Source organism: Companilactobacillus miaonis (genome assembly GCF_036913615.1).
Classification (GTDB): Bacteria; Bacillota; Bacilli; order Lactobacillales; family Lactobacillaceae; genus Companilactobacillus.
Map to the genome: position 1 here is coordinate 44,896 of NZ_JAYKTX010000010.1, position 18,597 is coordinate 63,492.

Annotated in this window: 16 protein-coding genes; 4 read left to right on the top strand and 12 right to left on the bottom strand. The window is 35.8% G+C overall.

Translation table 11 applies throughout. The features are described from left to right. Positions 1-25: 25 nt before the first annotated feature. From U8521_RS09480 to U8521_RS09495, 4 genes are all read right to left on the bottom strand, one after another. Positions 26-1,282, bottom strand: coding sequence for a Fic family protein (locus tag U8521_RS09480; RefSeq protein ID WP_334352554.1), 1,257 nt, complete (start codon positions 1,280-1,282; stop codon positions 26-28). Between the two features lie 233 nt (positions 1,283-1,515). After that, complete coding sequence (locus U8521_RS09485; RefSeq protein WP_334352555.1) at positions 1,516-2,262, bottom strand: LiaF transmembrane domain-containing protein; 747 nt, start codon at positions 2,260-2,262, stop codon at positions 1,516-1,518. 2 nt (positions 2,263-2,264) lie between these two features. After that, on the bottom strand, positions 2,265-2,717 hold the full coding sequence (locus U8521_RS09490) for a LytTR family DNA-binding domain-containing protein (protein WP_334352556.1): 453 nt from the start codon (positions 2,715-2,717) through the stop codon (positions 2,265-2,267). A 687-nt stretch (positions 2,718-3,404) separates the two neighbouring features. Further along, positions 3,405-5,579 carry an alpha-galactosidase gene (locus U8521_RS09495; protein ID WP_334352557.1) on the bottom strand — a complete coding sequence of 725 codons (2,175 nt, stop codon included), beginning with the start codon at positions 5,577-5,579 and terminating at the stop codon, positions 3,405-3,407. A gap of 120 nt (positions 5,580-5,699) precedes the next feature. On the opposite strand from U8521_RS09495, the gene U8521_RS09500 reads away from it, so the two are divergent. Next, positions 5,700-6,398, top strand: coding sequence for a Bax inhibitor-1/YccA family protein (locus U8521_RS09500; RefSeq protein WP_334333638.1), 699 nt, complete (start codon positions 5,700-5,702; stop codon positions 6,396-6,398). A 142-nt stretch (positions 6,399-6,540) separates the two neighbouring features. On the opposite strand, the gene U8521_RS09505 is transcribed toward U8521_RS09500, so the two are convergent. The 5 genes from U8521_RS09505 to U8521_RS09525 all read right to left on the bottom strand — a co-directional run bounded on the left by U8521_RS09505 (position 6,541) and on the right by U8521_RS09525 (position 13,213). After that, positions 6,541-7,476, bottom strand: coding sequence for a metal ABC transporter solute-binding protein, Zn/Mn family (locus U8521_RS09505; RefSeq protein WP_334352558.1), 936 nt, complete (start codon positions 7,474-7,476; stop codon positions 6,541-6,543). After that, entirely contained in the window at positions 7,473-8,321 is an 849-nt protein-coding gene (locus U8521_RS09510; RefSeq protein WP_334333642.1) for a metal ABC transporter permease, read from the bottom strand. The genes U8521_RS09505 and U8521_RS09510 overlap by 4 nt, the downstream gene beginning before the upstream one ends. Beyond that, the gene (locus U8521_RS09515) at positions 8,321-9,061 is read right to left on the bottom strand and encodes a metal ABC transporter ATP-binding protein (RefSeq protein ID WP_334333643.1); all 741 of its coding nucleotides are present in this window, start codon (positions 9,059-9,061) and stop codon (positions 8,321-8,323) included. Before U8521_RS09515 ends, U8521_RS09510 begins: the two co-directional genes overlap by 1 nt. Positions 9,062-9,897: 836 nt before the next feature. Further along, positions 9,898-12,429 carry a M1 family metallopeptidase gene (locus U8521_RS09520; protein WP_334333644.1) on the bottom strand — a complete coding sequence of 844 codons (2,532 nt, stop codon included), beginning with the start codon at positions 12,427-12,429 and terminating at the stop codon, positions 9,898-9,900. A 295-nt stretch (positions 12,430-12,724) separates the two neighbouring features. Continuing rightward, positions 12,725-13,213, bottom strand: a complete 489-nt coding sequence (locus U8521_RS09525; protein ID WP_334333645.1) for a GNAT family N-acetyltransferase — start codon at positions 13,211-13,213, stop codon at positions 12,725-12,727. Between the two features lie 82 nt (positions 13,214-13,295). On the opposite strand from U8521_RS09525, the gene U8521_RS09530 reads away from it, so the two are divergent. After that, positions 13,296-13,754, top strand: a complete 459-nt coding sequence (locus tag U8521_RS09530; RefSeq protein ID WP_334333646.1) for a nitroreductase family protein — start codon at positions 13,296-13,298, stop codon at positions 13,752-13,754. Positions 13,755-13,781: 27 nt separating this feature from the next. On the opposite strand, the gene U8521_RS09535 is transcribed toward U8521_RS09530, so the two are convergent. From U8521_RS09535 to U8521_RS09545, 3 genes are all read right to left on the bottom strand, one after another. Next, the gene (locus U8521_RS09535; RefSeq protein ID WP_334333647.1) at positions 13,782-14,654 is read right to left on the bottom strand and encodes a LysR family transcriptional regulator; all 873 of its coding nucleotides are present in this window, start codon (positions 14,652-14,654) and stop codon (positions 13,782-13,784) included. A gap of 162 nt (positions 14,655-14,816) precedes the next feature. Further along, complete coding sequence (locus U8521_RS09540; RefSeq protein WP_334352559.1) at positions 14,817-15,986, bottom strand: RNA-guided endonuclease TnpB family protein; 1,170 nt, start codon at positions 15,984-15,986, stop codon at positions 14,817-14,819. Positions 15,987-16,222: 236 nt separating this feature from the next. After that, complete coding sequence (locus U8521_RS09545; RefSeq protein ID WP_334352560.1) at positions 16,223-16,933, bottom strand: SDR family NAD(P)-dependent oxidoreductase; 711 nt, start codon at positions 16,931-16,933, stop codon at positions 16,223-16,225. Positions 16,934-17,209: 276 nt separating this feature from the next. Here U8521_RS09545 and U8521_RS09550 point away from each other — a divergent pair, with 276 nt between their 5' ends. Beyond that, positions 17,210-17,644 carry a hypothetical protein gene (locus tag U8521_RS09550; protein ID WP_334352561.1) on the top strand — a complete coding sequence of 145 codons (435 nt, stop codon included), beginning with the start codon at positions 17,210-17,212 and terminating at the stop codon, positions 17,642-17,644. 68 nt (positions 17,645-17,712) lie between these two features. Next, the gene (locus tag U8521_RS09555) at positions 17,713-18,393 is read left to right on the top strand and encodes a dihydrofolate reductase family protein (protein WP_334352562.1); all 681 of its coding nucleotides are present in this window, start codon (positions 17,713-17,715) and stop codon (positions 18,391-18,393) included. Positions 18,394-18,597: the final 204 nt, after the last annotated feature.

The following is an 18,597-nucleotide window of genomic DNA, read 5'->3' on the forward strand; positions in this document are numbered from 1 at the left end:
ATCCCTCCTCTTTGTTGGTACTTTTCTACAATTGTATTCTTATTTCATGTTGTAGTGGTTTTCCATTTATTTTTTCAAGTATGCCTAGTTTTTCATACTTTTCAATTATGCCTTTAATTTTTATTTTCTTATATTTTTTAGTGTTTTGATTATATAAAAGATTTATTAGATCAGTATCTTTAATACCCAGCGACGAATCGACACTAAACAGCCTTGATTGAACAAAAATCATTAAGACTTCAAATTCAATATTCTCCTCATCAGCAAAATCAAGATCTTGTTTCAATCTATCTCTAGCTTGATTTAAGGTACTCAATAACCTACTCATATTTTCCAATACAGATTCTTGTCCCTCAATGATTAGATTCATCATTTGACCAATGAAAAATGTTAATTCAGCGTAATTTTCAAATTTGTCTGCATTTTTAAACATTTTATAATATTTATTTTGATTTTCATGAATCGAGCTAGAAATTGATAGTGCTGTAAATGAATCAATTTTTTTACTCAAATATTGTGACAACAAGTATCTTCCCATACGTCCATTGCCATCATTGAATGGATGGGTATTTTCAAACATAAAATGAGTTACCAAGGATTTTTCAATTGGCGGAATATCGTCATTATTCATGAAATCAATTAACGAATACAACTTTTCCTTAATCTTTTTTTCATCAACTGGTGGTCTATGAACTGTTTGAGTTGAATTACCAATTCTTACTGAACTATCACGGAAAAATTCTCCATCTGGTAATTTTTCAGCTGGTATTTCACCAGCAGTCAAATTATCGTACAAATTTCGTAAATCTTCGAAATTATTTATTCTTATGACCGGTTCGTTTAAAATGTCCAAATATTTTTTTACTGTCGAAACTAAGCGACGTTGTGAAGGAGTATTGTTATTCTGTAAATCATCGACGATTGTTCCAATCTCTTTACGATCAGTTTTTACACCTTCAATTTCATTACTAAATTGAATTTCATCGGTTAAAAGCGATTGAATGTAACTATTTTGGGCTATTCCTGGCAGCTCATGACTCAATTGAATAATTTTACGTGAATTATTTTGAATTTTATTACTGGAGATAACTAAGTTCCTATCTTCAATAAAAAATATTGGCAGCACATCACTTTGATGACCATTTTTATCAGTCAAAACAGGAAAAAGACTAGTTTTAAAACTAGATTCACTATTCAATCTTCTATCATATTCTGCTTTTACATCAATAGAATTATCTTTACTACTCATATAACTCAAAATAGATAATGGTTTTAATGTCATAATTTTCTCCTCTTTTCACTTACCTATTTCGATATTTTACTATTTTGGCGAAATATAATCCATTTTATCCGACTGTATTTTAATATTTCGTCGTTTTGGTCAAATAGAAACCACTTTTACTCATCCTATTTCAATATTTTGCCGTTTTGAGCAAATAGAACTACTTTTTATCTATCCTATTTCAATATTTTGCTGTTTTACAAAAATAGAGCTACCGAAAGGCAGCTCTATTTTTAAATATATTGAATTTTTAGATTCCCCATTGAAACTAATCCAGTTATCGTGACGTTAGGACTATCAGCTGTCAATTTCTGCGTACCAGCTTCGGAGATGTTACCCATATTGTTGTTAACTCCTTTGATAACATTCCAATTGCGTGGAACGAACAACTCGACATTGCCTAATGAGACGTTTACTTTGATGGTTGCTGTATCTCTGACTATTACGTGGTCGAAATAAACTTTTGCTTCACCAAGATTAGCTTGGATGTTGGCCGTTTGAAAGTCGTCGGATCTGACATATCTGACGCCATTACCCATTTTCACAAAGACATCAACATCAGAACTATCAACGGTTTTCGTATCATCGTCATCAGCTTCGTAATAGCTAATGAAGGGACGTCTACCCCACTTCATTTTACCTTTGATGCGCATCCAGGGACGGTGTTTAGCTAAAAAGGGGTTCAAAATCAGTGACAAGCCGATGGTGATCAACAAAGCCGCACCCAAAATCGTCCAGGCCGAAAGTGCGGCAATTCCCAATGGTTTAGCGTATAAAATTGCCAAAAAAGCTAGCGTGAAGACTGTTCCCGAAATGGAAAAGTAGACCAAGCTTTTGACTAAGAAAAATACTAAAAATAAGGTGGCGACAATTGTCCAAAAGTTGAACGTGTAGGTGATCAGGTGCAACTGGCTGACGATCAACAAGGCCGCGCTCAGCAGTAGGAAAATGCCCCAAAAGATTCCATTTCTATTTCTCATAATTAACCCTTCCTTTGATTCAATTTCATCTTCAGATTTTTTAGAAAGCGGCGGGAGACGTAAATTTGCTTATAGCTATCACGAAACTTTATTAGATTTCCCATCACCGATTGGTTCAAGGACTTAATCTCATCTACATTTAGAATGGCAGATTTAGAGATTCGTAAAAAGTTGTCCGGCAAATTCTCTTCCAATTCGTACAATCGAGAATGAATCAAAAAGGCATTGTCTTTGGTGTGAGCATAGACATTTCGGTCGTTTGTTTCGAAAAATAAAATTTCAGCTATCGGCAAAGAATAGACGGTATCTTCCAAATAGCCATTGATACTGTGTAATTTAGTTTCAATTTCTTGTAGACTATGTAAAATCTCGGCTACCTCGTCGTCTTTTTGGCTAGCGTGGATCACGATTTCTTTGTCGTGATATTGTGGCGAAATGTCTAATCTTATTTTCACATCCAACAACCCTTTCGTTAAAAGTATTACACCACTTTTAATCATGAGTGTATAGTGAGTTTGCTTGAGCGGTCGAAATAACTAGTTAAGCGGTTGTTCTTTTTGAAATTAGCGAGAAGTATGCCGTTTTCCGCACAAAACCTGTGATGGACTGAATCTTACTGTTTATCTATTATTTGCTTTCTACCCATTTAAAAATACTAATTCTATTCTGATTTAGGATTTTGATAGGTTATTGGTTTTCCCAATCTTCAAAATAAAAGTAATAATAGAAATAGAAAAAGATCCTACTAGATTGCAGTATTTTCCTGCGACTCTAGTAAGATCTTCTATTTTTTTACATCAAATTAAATCAATTAAAATATTAAAGGCCATAACGTATCCAGACCATAAAAACGTTAAATACTCAATTCGAATAGAACTCTATCCAATTCCAGAATTTATTGAGATACTGCAAAAAAAACTGAAATCCAGTCTGTAGCAACAGCTCTGGGAAATGCTCAGCCCTGAAATTCCTCTTGGCGCTTTCAGCGCCTAGTGGAAGGCCAATCTTGAAGACAATTCCCGCTTTTGGAATTGGCTCCAAGTTGTGCCCAGTGCGTTCCAGCGTTTCCCAGAGCTGTTGCGGAAGACGGCATCTAACCACCACTCAACCTTCAGAAACAATCTTAATCCATATAAAACAATTTAACTTACTTTTTCAATTAATATTTGCCTGGAACTGTAACTGCCCTTTAATGGATCCAACTTTAAACCGGCATTCATCAATGTCTGTCCTGAATAAATTTGACCATCAACTTTGTAATCTGAAAATTCTGCTAAACCTCGTAACTTTAAATAAATAAAAGCCGGATTAGCGACGACGTCTGTTGCCACAATGGTCAATAAACTTTGTGATTTATCTTTTGATACTACTTGCCAAGCAACTAAATCATTATCGGCATATGGACTCAATAACCGATACAAATCACCGTTAATCGTCATATCTTGAATTTTTTTATAAAAGTCAGTAGCATCCTTAGCTTGTTGTTGTTCAACTTCACTCATTTTGGTTACATCTAATTCATAACCAAACGTTCCCGCCATTGCCACGGCACTTCTAGTAGCAAATGGTGTTATGCGACCATTTTGGTGGTTAGGACTGACGGAAACGTGTGAACCCATAGCTGATAGCGGATAAAAGAAACTCGTTCCATATTGAATATTTAGACGATTGATTGGATCCGTATTATCTGAAGTCCAAATTTGTGGTTCATAAGCTAGCATCCCTAAATCAAATCTTGCTCCACCAGAAGCACAGCCTTCAAATAATACATCCGGATATTTTCTCGTTAAGCGTCCTAATAGGTCATACAATCCTAAAACATAGCGATGCTGCAATTCTCCTTGATCTTTTAGGCCTTTGGAATACCAATCAGTAATTGGACGGTTCATATCCCATTTAATATAGCTAACGTTAGCGCTATCGAGAATATCTGATATCCGCTCAAATAAATAATTGCGAACTGATTCTTTTGATAAATCTAATACTAGCTGATTTCTGCCTAATAGTGGTTTCCTATCAGGAAAGTTCAAGACCCAATCTGGATGATGTCGATACAACTTACTATCTTCACTAACCATTTCTGGTTCAAACCAGAGGCCAAAATCCATTCCCAAATTATTAACCTTTTGGACCAATTCTTTTAAAGATAATCCTAATTTCTTTTCATTAACGAACCAATCGCCTAAAGCATGGTCCTCATTACTACGATTGCCAAACCAACCATCATCTAAGACAAACAAATCTACATCTAATTTTTTGGCGGCCTTCGCAATAGCTAATAATTTCTTGCCTGTGAAATCGAAATAAGTTGCTTCCCAATTATTGATCAAAACTGGTCGACGAACTTTTTCATACTTGCTGCGACAAAGATTATTACGAATAGCATCGTGGAAATTATGCGATAGTTGCGTTAATCCATGACTCGAAAAACTCATCACGGCTTCTGGACTTTCAAATGAGGCACCAGGTTCTAATTTCCAGGAAAATTGATTATCACCTAATCCCATCGTAATTCTGTTTTGCCCTAAAGTACCTTGTTCTGCTGTAGCGTTGAAATCTCCACTATAAACCAAATTGAATCCGTAACAACTTCCACTCATTTCATCAGCGTTTTTAGTAGTGACTATAAAACCAGGATTCTCTTTGGCACTAGAAACTCCATAATTTGAGCTTAATGTCGTGGTGGTGTGTGAAATTGGCAATTTCTCTAAATTACGTTCACTTCCCCAACGACCGTGGAAATGGATCAAATCAAAATTTCCGTGTAATAAGTCGAGTGATAAGGATTGAACTCGATTCAGTTTAACTGCTTGCTTACCAAAATTACTTACTCGAACAGCTCGAGTAAGAAGGTCATATTTATCAAAGACGCCATAAAGCAATTCTACTTCGATGCCTGACACCTCATCTACCAAAACGATTCTTAAAGTTTGTACTCCTTGACCATAAAAGCTAGGCATTTGTTCAAGGCTGTATTTGTTATCCAATATTTGATAATTCTTATACTTTAAATTAACGACATGGGTTCCATCTGCGTTCTCCAAATCTAAAGCAACACTGCCCAAATCACCTGTTCCAACACTGGGATACTCTTGTGAAGTCAACGTTAAAGATCCCATTTTATCAGATGATTCGTGCGGGTAAGGCGCATAATTCGATGGTCCGTTATAAAGTAAATACGATAGATCAGGTTCTTCGATTTTCTTACCATAATATAAATGATACAAATAACCGAAACGGCTAACTTTCATCTGATAAGTACTATTCTTTGTCTGTAACGTAAAAAGCTTTTTATCTTTATCTACTGAAATTGTCATCTATTAACCTTCTTCGTATTGTTTTTACGAATCAATTTTAGCATTAACCGGTTTCTAATTTGACTAAGAAATGTTATTCTATTGTACAATTATATTAGTAGTAAATGAGGAGGAATTAGTTTGCAAAGTATAGATAAAGTTAAAGCTACTGGTTTAGCTCGTTTCACTTCCTTAGTCTATTTATATACCGGCTTAGGAATTGCCTTTTGGATGATTTGTGCTCAAGCTATCGCTAACAATCAAGCGATGTCAGCCATGTTATTCCAAGGTATGGCAAATCACAGAATAATTACAATGATCTTAATGATCGCTGTTCCAATTGGATTCATCAGTTTATGTGCTCGTTTTGCTACAAGATCTTATTTCTTAACCTTCGTGAGTTATCTAGGGTTCTTGTTCGCATTGTCATTCATGGGAGTACCGGTTTTCTACCTCTATTCCGCTAAGAGTATCATTCAAACCCTAACAATCACATCAGCCGTCTTCGTTATCTCCGCATTTGTCGGTTTTATGACTAAAAAAGATTTAACAAAATGGAGTCGTACCTTGATGATTGGTTTACTTTCCGTCATCGCTATTGAAGCTATTAATATCTTCATCTTTAAGAGCACAGCAATGATGATGTTAGTAAGCGCCGCAATCGTTATTTTATTCTTGTTTTACATTGCCTTTGATTCACAAAATATCAAACGTATTTACCAAAGCAATGCCGGATCAGAAAGCCTAGGAGCCATCGCCTTGTTAGCTTCTGTTAATTTAGTAATGGACTTCATCAACTTGTTCTTAAGTATCATCCAAATTTTTGGTGATAATAATTAAAAAGACGATACGTACAAAATTCTTGCATTAAGCAAAATTTGGTAGTAGTATCATCTGTTCAAAGAAAAACTCGAAAACTGCTAGCCCTCATAAGCTAATGTTTTCGAGTTTTTTTGTTTTAAATGGGTTCTAGGACCCTCTTCTATTTTAGACCTTGATGAATTTGATCAATATTCCACTTCATCATGGTGTAATACGTATCACCTTGACTGCCTTTTTTGGCTAGGGAGTCAGTAAATAATTTGGAATGGATCTTTAAGCCTGTTTCTTTTGAAACTTTCTCCATTGATTTGGGTGATACGGATGATTCGACGAACAAACTTTTTACTTCAGATTGATTGATTTTACTCAACACAGCCTTCATCTGTTCGGGTGTTCCTTGAGATTCGGTGTTGATTTCCCAAATGTAGGCTGGTGTCACGTGATAAGCCTTGCCGAAGTATTTGAAGGCCCCTTCTGAAGTGACGAGCAGGCGCTGCTTTTCAGGAATGTCGAGGAATTTAGATTGAGCTGTTTTGTGCAATTTTTCCAGTTTAGCGATGTACTTATCAGCATTATCCTGGTAAAATCCAGCATTTTGCGGGTCCTTTTGCTTCATGACCTTGGTGATCAATTCGACATATTTGATCCCGTTATTTAAATCCAACCAAGCATGTGGGTCCTCTTCATTCTTATTGGTCGTCAGATGTTCAGCGTCGACATTTTCACTAGCAGAGAAGACTTCCCGACCAAATTTCTTATGCGAAGTCTCAACCAACTTGTTGAACCAACCATTACCACCAGTTTCTAGATTCAACCCATTGTGAAAAATTAAATCTGCGTCACTTGCAGCCGAGACATCACTCGGCTGTGGTTCGTATTCATGCGGATCAGTCCCACGTTTGACGATACTGTACAATTCAATCTTGTCTTTTCCAACATTTTTAACCATGTCTTCCAAAATCGAATTAGTCGTCACGATGTGTAACTTATTATTTTCTGCTTCTACATTTGTTGTATTTTGACGGGTATTTAAGAAAAAGTACACGCCAGAAATCATAGCGATGACCATTAAAACTGTTGGAATTATTCGTTTCATTTAGCCACACTCCTTAATTTAAAGAAGTTTTGTTTTGGTGAAACAACAAATGAGATAGCAAACATCAAAGCTGCCATAATAACGATTGCCGGGCCAGATGCCCAATTCAAGCTGTAACTAAAGTACAGTCCACTGATTGAAGACACTACCCCGATAATTGCGGATAAGATTAGCATGACTCCTAATTTATCGGTCCACAGAAATGCTGTCGCAGCAGGCGTGATCAGCATCGCTACCACTAAAATGATTCCGACCGTCTGTAGAGCGGATACAGTTACTAACGTCAAAATCAGCATGAGTGAATAGTGAATCAGTTGGACGTTCAAGCCATAAGTTTGGGCATAAGTGGCATCAAAAGAAGTTACCAGTAACTCTTTATAGAAGATTACGACAAACAAAATTACAATTCCTAAAACAACAGCTGTTGTCATGATATCGGAATCACTAACGGCTAAAATATTTCCAAACAGGATATGATGCAAGTTGGTGGAGCTTTCAGCCATCGAAATCAAAATAAATCCTAAGGCATAAAAGGCACTGAAGACGACCCCAATTGAGGTATCAGTCTTAATCTTACTTTTCGAAGCAACAAAACCTATTAATAAAGCCGCTAAAACTCCAAAAATCGAAGCACCTATTAAAATATTAATACCTAACATATAAGCGACTGCCACTCCGGGCAAAACTGAGTGAGAAATTGCATCCCCCATCAGTGACATTCCGCGCAAAATAATGAAACTGCCGATGATTCCGGACATAATTCCGACCATAATTGCGGTCAATAAGGCACTTTGTAAGAAATCATATTTCCCCAAAGCTTGGAAGAAATCTATCAATGATGCCATCACTGCACACCTGCCTTTCCCGCAAAAAGCACTGAAGAAAGATCTGCACTAAAAGCTCGTTCGATATTTTCCGGATTATAAACTTCTCTAGCTGGTCCATAATCGACAATTCCATGGTTCAAAATAACTAAATCATCAAAATATTTAGTAACTTTATTCAAATCATGATGAATAACAATAATCGTTTTGCCATCATCACGCCATTGTTTCAAAATTTGCATAATTGCTGTTTCACTTTGCAAATCAATTCCGACAAATGGCTCATCCAAAATAATAATTTCCGCTTCTTGGACAATTGCTCGAGCCACGAACACTCGTTGCAGTTGGCCTCCGGAAAGGTTACCAATCTGGCGTTTCGAAAATTCAGTCAGTGAAACTTGTTCTAAAGCTTTTTTACTGGCCAATTTTTCATTTTTTCCTGGATTTTTAAATAGTCCTAACTTTCCATAAGTCCCTGTTAGAACGACATCAAAGACATCAATGGGAAAAGTTAGATCCAGGTCTTTTCTTTGTTCAACGTAAGCAATACTTTTTTGTACTGATCTCATTGATTTCCCATTGTATTGTACCTGGCCTTGTTTGGCTTTGATTAGATTCAGCATTGCTTTAATCAAAGTCGATTTACCTGCACCGTTGGGTCCGATGATTCCAGTAATTTTTCCTGCGTTGAAGTTAACGGCAACATCAGAAAACACTGGTGTGTCATCATAAGCGACAGTGAGGTTCTTTACAGTTAGCATTAAGAGCCCCCATTTCTTTGGCGTATTCCGCCTTATCTATATCATAACATGCAGTTAATAATGGTACAATATTTTTATTAGGCTAGATTAACTTGCAAATTAGCTTTGTTGAATTATGGATAGTTGGCGTTCTTTCTTTAGGGACGTAGTATGCCGTCCTCCGCACAATCCCTGTGATGAGCTGGAACGCTGCCGGCACTATTTTGAGCTTTTGCAAAGTACGCAAAATCTCAAAACTAGGCCTTTTTGTAGGTGCTAAAGCACCAACAAAAATTTGGCGGCTGAGTCATCACAGGGATTGTGCTCCGGACTGAATTTCACTTTTATTATTTATTTGCTTTCCACTTGTTTAAGAATGGTAGTTCTATTTTGATTTGGAGGTTGGCATTTTGATAGCTGGAATTGTACCGCCATCATTAAAATAGAAATAATAACGACAAAAAAAGAGGATCTTACTCATTGCAGCAATTTACAGCTGCTCTAGTAAGATCCTCAATTCTTTTTCTATTAAAAAACTAAGCCAAACAAAATATTGAAATACGATAACGTATTCAGACTATAAAATAAGCTCCCATTAATTCTGAATAGAATTTACACCAAAATTCAGAATTCACTGAACTAACGCAAAGATCCACATTCTAGTCTGGAGCAACAACTCTGGGAAATGCTCAGATGTGAAATTTGACTTGGTGCTTTAGCACCTAGACAAAGGTGGAGCTTGAAGACAATTCCTGATTTTGGAATTGGCTCCAAGTCCGCCCACATCGTTCCAGCAATTTCCCAGAGTTGTTGTGGAAGACGGCATTAAACACTACCAAACCAACAGAACTACTCTATTAAGCTTCTGCCTTAACAGCAGCATTAACTGCATCTTTTTCATCTTCAACTAGGTTAACTTTTGTTTCGATTATACTCATATCCATAGTAATTTCACGAGTTAATCCTGGTGTGTTGATTTTTGGTTCGAAGAAGGCTTTGAATTCTGCTAAGCGTTCTGGTGTATGGAAGGCATATGATGTCACAGTAATGAAGGTTGCAAATTCCATGTCTCCACCGACTGTATCTTCTAGCCATGACCAATCATTTCTTAACCAATCCCAAGCAACCTGTTGACCATTGTCATTGTTTAAGATTCCACGATACCATGCACGTAAGTCTTGTGGCTTGATGACATCGGCATCTTCATACTTATCAACGATTTCTTGAATCAATTTTGCATCTGGTGTACTTGGAATAGCAACTGACAAGTCAGCTTTGTAACTTGGATCTGAAGTTTCTTTGTAGTCTTTGAACAAGCTCTTAATTAATTCTTCATTACCGTAGTTCTTAACTTCATTTCTAACTACTAATAAACGAATATCAGCTGGTAAGCTTGCTAAATCGGACTTATTGGCTTCAAACAGTTTATGTGCTTGTTCGATAGCATCAGAATTTTTAGCATACAAAGCTGCATTCAAGACATAAGGTCTTGTCAATTGATCATCGATTGATTCGTTGGCTTTTGGTTCCCAACCTAGACGAGCAACTTGTTTTTCACTCAACTTGTTGAAGAAGGCTTGCAAAGCTTTTTCTTCATCTGAATTTGGTTTAACGAATTTCTTCAAATTATTAGCGATGCTGTACATTGCAGATGTGACAGTTGATGATGTACTTTCTGCAAATCCTTTTAGCATTGGGACAACGTCGGCATAAGAGATTTCACGAGCATCGGACAACAAACGCAGATTTTGCAAGAGGCCGAGTTGAGAAATTGTGTCGACTGTATCGATATTGTCGAAGATATCTTTTTGAAGTGTTTCATCATATTTAACGATGAAGTGTGAGTTGTTACCAACATTTAGACGGAATGGTTTGCCATTTTCTTGACGTAACTTCTCGTAATCACCTAATTCAATAGTCTTGTCGGCCATGATTGTTGGAGCGACATCGTAATTGCTGTTCAAAGGAATTTGCCATTGACGTCCAATTTCTTTACCTTCTCCGATAAAGAATTGTTGTTGTGACAAAGTCAATTTACCATCAACGACACTAGCTGAAACGACTGGATAACCTGGTTGTTCGAGCCATGAGTTCATGATCTTGCCGACGTCCATACCTGAAGCTTCACCAAGAGCATCCCAAAGGTCACTACCCTTAGCATTGCTGTACTTGTGAGCTTCAAAGTACAATTTCAAACCTTTACGTAAGTTGTCATCACCGAGCAAGGCACGAACCATAACTAGCATTCTAGCACCTTTAGCGTAAACGATGGCTGAATCAAAGATTGAATCAATTTCGGCTGGATCTTGAACTTCAACGTGAACTGATTGAACACCATCAGTAGCATCACGTTGCAAGGCTGCAGGAACATCGGATGTTTGGAACATTTCCCAAACGTGCCAATCAGGTTCCAAAGCGTCAACGGCAACGTATTCCATCATGTTGGCAAAACTTTCGTTTAACCATAAATCGTCCCACCACTTCATGGTTACAAGGTCACCGAACCATTGGTGAGCAAGTTCATGGGTAACAACAGTTGCGACTAACATCTTAGTATCAATTGAAGTATTGTCAGGATCAACTAACAAGTAAGCTTCACGATAAGTTACTAGTCCCCAGTTTTCCATGGCACCGGCTGAGAAGTCAGGTAGTGCTAATTGCCATGAATGTGGTAGTGGATAAGGTGTTTGGTAGAAGTCTTCATAAAATTCAATTGCACGTTTAGCAATATCAAGGGTGAAGTCTAATTCCTTAGCTTTGTGGGCTTTAGTAGCGAATACTCCGACTTCAACGCCACTCTTAGTCTTAGTCTTCTTATATTGCATGTCACCAAAGGCAAAGGCAATTAAGTAAGTTGACATACGAACGGTTGTATCGAAGTAGTGAACACCATCTTCGTTACGGATTTCAGGCATGTTAGCCAAAACTGTTTCGCCAGGTTGTTCGTCGAATTTCAATGCTAAGTCAAATTTAGCCTTAGCTTCTGGTTCGTCGACACATGGGAAAGCTTGACGGGCAAAAGTAGTTTCAAATTGTGTACCAATAAGTTGCTTCTTTTCGCCATTTACTTCGTAATATGAAGGGTAAATTCCCATCATAGTATCAGTCAACTTAGCATCATAAGTGATTGTTAGAGTTGTTTCGCCAGTTTTTTCAAGTTCGATTTGAATACCTTCGTTTTCGTCGTCGACCTTAAAAGGAACTGTTTCTCCATCTGCTTCAACTGATTTAATGTTCAAATACTTTTGGTTGATTAAAACTGTTTTTTCAACGGCATCCCCGTTGATCTTAGTTGTACCAGAAAATGTCTTTGTTCCACGATTGATATCAATGTAGACATCATAGTGTTCTGGATGAAATGTTTCATAAAAATGTTTAATTTCAGTCATGAGTACCCCTCTAATTTAATTTTAATTTCTTTCTAATATATTATAGTTTTAACTTTATACGACTTTTAATAAAAATGGAACTATTATACTCAAATTTCTGAAAAAAAAACGACCGAAAGCATAAACGGAACTCTTTCTTCACATTGGTTAGTGCTAAAGCACTAACTAGAATTTGGCGGCTGAGTCATCACAGGACTTGTGCTCCAGACTAAATAACAGATTTTATACTTTAGATCAATTAATTAAAAAATAAGGATATAGTTTCAATTCCCAATAACGATAAAAATCTAATTCATTAATTATCTAATCTCTTAACTAAATTATACCAAGTCTCACCAGCATGTTCGGAAGCGGCTACTCCACAATTCTTAAAGCCATTTTTCAAATAGAATGGTAAGTTCTTTTCCAAACTAGTTAACGAGATACTTTTCCGTTGTGATTTTTTAGCATTATCTTCGATGGCCTTCAATAATTTACTTCCTATACTATTTCCTCGATAGCTTGGATCAACGGCGATGGTGAAGATGATCTGATTGCCACCTGTTGGTAAATTTTTAGGTGTTCTTTCGTACATCCAGTCTTCAACATACTTTTCCTTGACCGCCGGTCCCACAATGAATCCGACAATTTGTCCATCAATTTTGGCTACTAAAAAAGTATCTTGTAATTTTTCGATTCGATCTTGATATTGTGCTTTTGTGCCCGCCTCTTCCGGTGTAAAGCCTAATTTTTCAATTCTAATAATTTCTGGTAAATCATTTAATGTTGCCTTAGTTATTTCCATGTGTGACTCCAATTTTAATAATTAATTTTTTCATCATTTTATACTATCATAATCATAGAGTTTAAAAAGGAGTGTTGTTGTTATGGAAACTGAAAAAATGATTAGTTCTCGTAAGGCGGTTCGTCAATATACTGGTCAAATTACTGACGAACAACTTCACAAAATTTTATTAGCTGGTAACGCTGGTCCGGTTGGCATGGGTGAATATGATAATTATCGCTTGACTGTCATTCAAAAAGCTGACATTCTCAAGCAAATGAATGGAATTTACGATGCACCAACTGTGATCGTACTTTCTGCCAAAAATCCTGGTGCGATGGAAGATGTTTCTGCTGGAGCTATCGTTCACAACATGGAACTTGCTGCCGAAGATCAAGGATTAGGTGCCAACTACAATATGGCAAGTGTTGGTTCAATTCCTAGTGGCGTTGTTCCTGATGGTTTTAAAGCTGTCTTTGCTTTGACTATCGGTCAAACTTCTGAAAAATTTGTTCCACGTGAAATCCCAATGAATCGGATCAAAACTAATATCGTTAAATAAGAAAAAGTGAGTAGATTAATAATCAGTCTACTCACTTTTTTCATTTCTCATTTCTTTTAAAAATTCCTCTGCCAAACGTGATAGGGTTCGTGACTTTTTCCAAATCAACACAGTCTTAATAGGATCTAAGTAGTTCAAACTCTTAAAAACTAAATCACCACTTTGGTATTCTGGCTTATTAAAAGTAATCGCATATCCCATTCCTGACATAACCATTGCACGCATGTTGTAATTCATATCGTAAGTACCTGTTATATCATAATCACGCACATATTCATCCAAATATGAAATCAATTGTGAATGAACATCTATTTGTCGCGGAATCAGCAAGTTCATCCCCTTTAAATCTGTCGCAACCAAATTATCCTTGCTAAAGTTATCATCTTTTCTAGGCAAAACGATTCCTGTTTGATTATCTATCGGCAATGACAATTTATTATACCGATTTAAAGAATCATTTGTATAAACGACTCCGAAATCCAAAATTCCTGCATCGATATTTTTAAAAATTTGATCCGCATCCTGGGTTTCAAAATTAATATTGATATTTTCGCCCTTTTTGATCAACTTATTAAAAGTTTCCGTCAGCATCGTATTAGCTTCACCCTCACCAGCTGCAACATACAGATCTCCTGACAAAACTTTTTTATTCAAAATAGCAGAAGTGGTCGATTCAACCAAACTATTAATTTCTTTAGCCCGTTCTAATAGGAAATAACCATCATCAGTCAAAGAAATTTCTCGTGGTCCTCTTTCAAAAAGTACTGTGCCCAATTCTATTTCCAAATCCTTAATTTGTCGTGACAAAGTTGACTGCGAAATGTGTAATTTTTCCGCTGCCGAAGTGATACTTTTATCATTTACAATCTCGATAAAATACCGTAATACCCGTAATTCCATCTTATCCATCCTTTTTAGTCATGACTAGTATTGTAATATAACTGTTTTACATCATAAGCTTTAGCACTTATATTGTGAACTACATCGGCACTAAAGTACCGAGCTTCTAGGAACATTCCATACTTGCCAACTAGTATTTCAACCAGTTGGTAGAGGCTAGAACTATTTTACTAAGGCTTGTTCCAAGCCCTTGTTCAATATATTCTTACTTGCATTGATGTCACGATCATGATGAATACCACAACTAGGACAATCCCATTCTCTAATATCTAACTCATGTTTACCATCATCGTACCCACAGTTAGAACAGATTTGGCTAGTTTTGAATGGATTAACAATTAGAAGTTTCTTTCCATACCACTCGCATTTATATTCAAGCATTACTCTCAATGTTCTCCATGATTGATTAGCGATAGCACGTGATAATTTATGATTACTAAGAAGATTTTTGGTTTTCAAATCTTCAATAATAATCAAATCATTATTTTCGACTAATTCACGAGTTATTTTATGGAGATAGTCTTTTCTTTGATTAGCTATCTTCTCACTATACTTAGCTACCATAAGTTTAGCTTTCACATAGTTTGAGTATTGTTCTAAAGGTTTTGGATCAATCAATCCAAATTTCTTTTTATACTGGATATCTTTTAGAGCTTGCGTACGTCTTCTAGCTAATCGTTTTTCCCAATAATGTTTATTTTTAGCAAGTTTCTTATCAAAACGGATAGTTTTATACTTATCTCCATCTGAACAGATGACTAAGTCTGAGACTCCCATATCAAGACCAACAACATTATTGGTTTTTGGCAATTGAACAATTTCTTCATCAACTGTTAAAACGACGTAATACCTGTTAGTAGATGATTTACGAATCGTTACATACTTGATAATACTAGGGATAGCCTTCTTGTTCTTATACTTCATTACTCCAAGTTTAGGCAATTTAATGTAAGAATTATCGATAATTTCAATATTGTTATTAACAAATTTACATTGATAACTTTGTTTTGGGAACTTCTTACTTTTGAACCGTGGAAATTTACGCTTCTTACTAAAGAATCCCTTGTAGGCTTCAAATAAGTCTTTATTAGAAACTTGTAAGCTAGTGCTTTCAGCTTTCTTTAACCAACTGTGTTCTTTTTTGAAAGTTGTTAAAATGTAATTCAAATCAAATGCTTTCAAAGATTTCAAATCAGGATTATTTTCATGACGTTTGATCATCATGTCTAACATATTATTCCAAACGAAACGATTAGCGCCAAAGTTATATTCAATCAGTTCCTTTTGGTAATCATCTGGATAGATGCGTAATTTAATACCCTTTAAGACCATATGAACCCCCTCCCATGATTTGGTATCGTAATTATATCACATATAGGGGAACATATGTTTGTAAAAACATCTAAAATTGCATAAATCATTGACTCATCACGGCAATAAATTACCGCGTTTTCTCAATTAGCGATTTTTATAAATTGTTAAATCAAAATATCGACAAATGGATCAAAAAAATTAATTTCTAATCTAAAAAATCAACTAATCGTCATTGGTTAGTTGATTTTTCATTTCTAAATTATTGTTCCCGTAATCTTGGCTAATTGCTCTAAATAATCAGCTTGTAGTTTTCCATCATCAGCTCGTTTATCATAATGACTTGGTTTTTGATGATGGAAATATCCACCATTCAGACTTAAATCATCCGAAGTAGCCAATTTTACTTGCGTCATATAGCCGGCCGTTAAGTCATCGGTTGCCATTTGACCACCCATTTTTGTCGGTACCCAACCGGGATCAACTGCCGTCGAAATCATTTCAGGGTAACGTTTGGCTAAAGCTTTTACTAACAACACTATTTGTAATTTAGATGATGAGTAATCTGTTGTTTTAACTAAATTATTAATATCTAATCTTGCATTAACGTGCATCCCTGAAGAAACATAAATACTATGTTTAGGTTTATTAATCAAAGCTGTTAGTAAATATGATGCCACGTCATTTACTTTAAAAGTCAGTTCACGATCAGAAGTATAAACGCCTGCATTGTAAATAACCGTATCGAATTTTCCTAACGCATTTACTTGTTTGGCAATATCCTCGACTTCTGATTGACTGCCTAAATCACCAATGACGATATTCTTAACGTTTAATTTTTGACGAACATCTGCGGCTCGTTGTTCATTTCTAGCATGTAGAACTACTTCATTTCCATCTGCCAATAATTTTTTAGCAGCTAAGAAACCCAATCCATCGGTCGAACCAGTAATAAATATTTTTGCCATTTTACTTACCTCTTCTAATATCAAATATAATATTTTTTGTTAGTTGCGTAAAATAGTTATATCGGATGATTATCCATGACTAAAAGTAATAATCAAAAATTTTCCTTTGATTTAAAAAAATTCTAGTGATATTCTTTTAAAGTATTTACTGCGTATAATGGTTCAGCGTAAAGCACACAAAAGTGTCTTTGCGCTTTTTTTGTGCAAAGACAAAGAAAGCGGTTTAATATTTTGGATTTTTACATGAAGTTACCACGTGATAAAGGAGAATTCACATTGTTTATTGCAATTGTTTCAGTTCTCTCGGTCAATATCATTGCTCCACTCATTACTTGCTTTGAAGTAGGATTTAGTTTTCACACTTGGAGACAAACTTTACAAGTTCTACCCTTTATTTGGCTAGTAGTAGTCGCATTTGTTTTAATCACTAACGCACCAGCATCGAAAGTAACTAATCAAATACTCGCTAAAGAAGACAGCTTCAACGCTCATATGATCATTAATTGCTTAGTAAATGTTCTAATGATGTCAGTTTTTTTGACCGTCATTGGAAGTTGGATCGGTACCAGACACATTTCTTGGCTACCAATTATCCAATTCTTTTATAAATGGCCTAGAAACTTCGCTATTTCATTTTTTGTTGAAGCAGTTCTAGCACAACCTTTTGCTCGTTTTATTTTATTAAAGAAACATCAATTGGAAGAAAAGTGAAAAATCAACTTGACCTAAAGTCGACTTCAAGTAATAAGCTAAAGTCATTAAGAAAAATGGGGGAAATTATGAAAAAGCCATACATTATTTGTCACATGATGACTTCAGTTGATGGTCGTATCGATTGCAATATGACTGAACACTTACAAGGCCAAAATGAATATTACGACACTTTGAAAGCTACGAAAGCTCCAAATACTATCAGCGGTCGTGTAACTGCTGAATTAGAGCTAGCTCAAAGTGGCAAATTTGAATCTAAGGTTAACGAATCCCTAGGCACAGAATCTTTCTCTAAAAAAGTTGCCGCCGATAATTTTAATATTGTCATGGATACGAGAGGAACTTTACTTTGGGAAAAAGATTCACAATACAGCCGTCCTCACCTGATTGTTACTAGTGAAAAAGTAAAGAAAGATTATTTAGAATATCTTGATTCTAAAAACATTTCTTGGATTGCTACTGGTGAAGAACATATTGATTTAAAACGTGCCGTTGAAATCTTAGCTACTGAATTCAATGTCGAAAGACTAGCTATCGTTGGTGGTGGAAAAATCGACGGTGGTTTCTTGGATGCTGGTTTGATCGATGAAATCAGTATTTTAATGGGCCCGGGCGTTGATGGTCGAACTAATGCACCTTCTGTTTTTGATGGACGTGCAAATGATAGTCATCCGTTGCCTTTGAAATTACAAAGTGTTCAAAGTTACGATGATGGTGCTATTTGGATTCGTTATCAAGTTCAAAAATAATACAAAAAATTACCGCTGCTTAATTGTCAGCGGTAATTTTTTTGTATGTTAGTTTTATCCATAACATCCCTGTATATTTAAATTATAAATATTTCTATTAAAAGAGGCGATAATATGCGTAAGTTCACTTCTCTATTAACCATGGCACTATGGGCATTAGTTGTTGCATTCGTAATTAAAAATATGTCGATTGAACACAGTCCT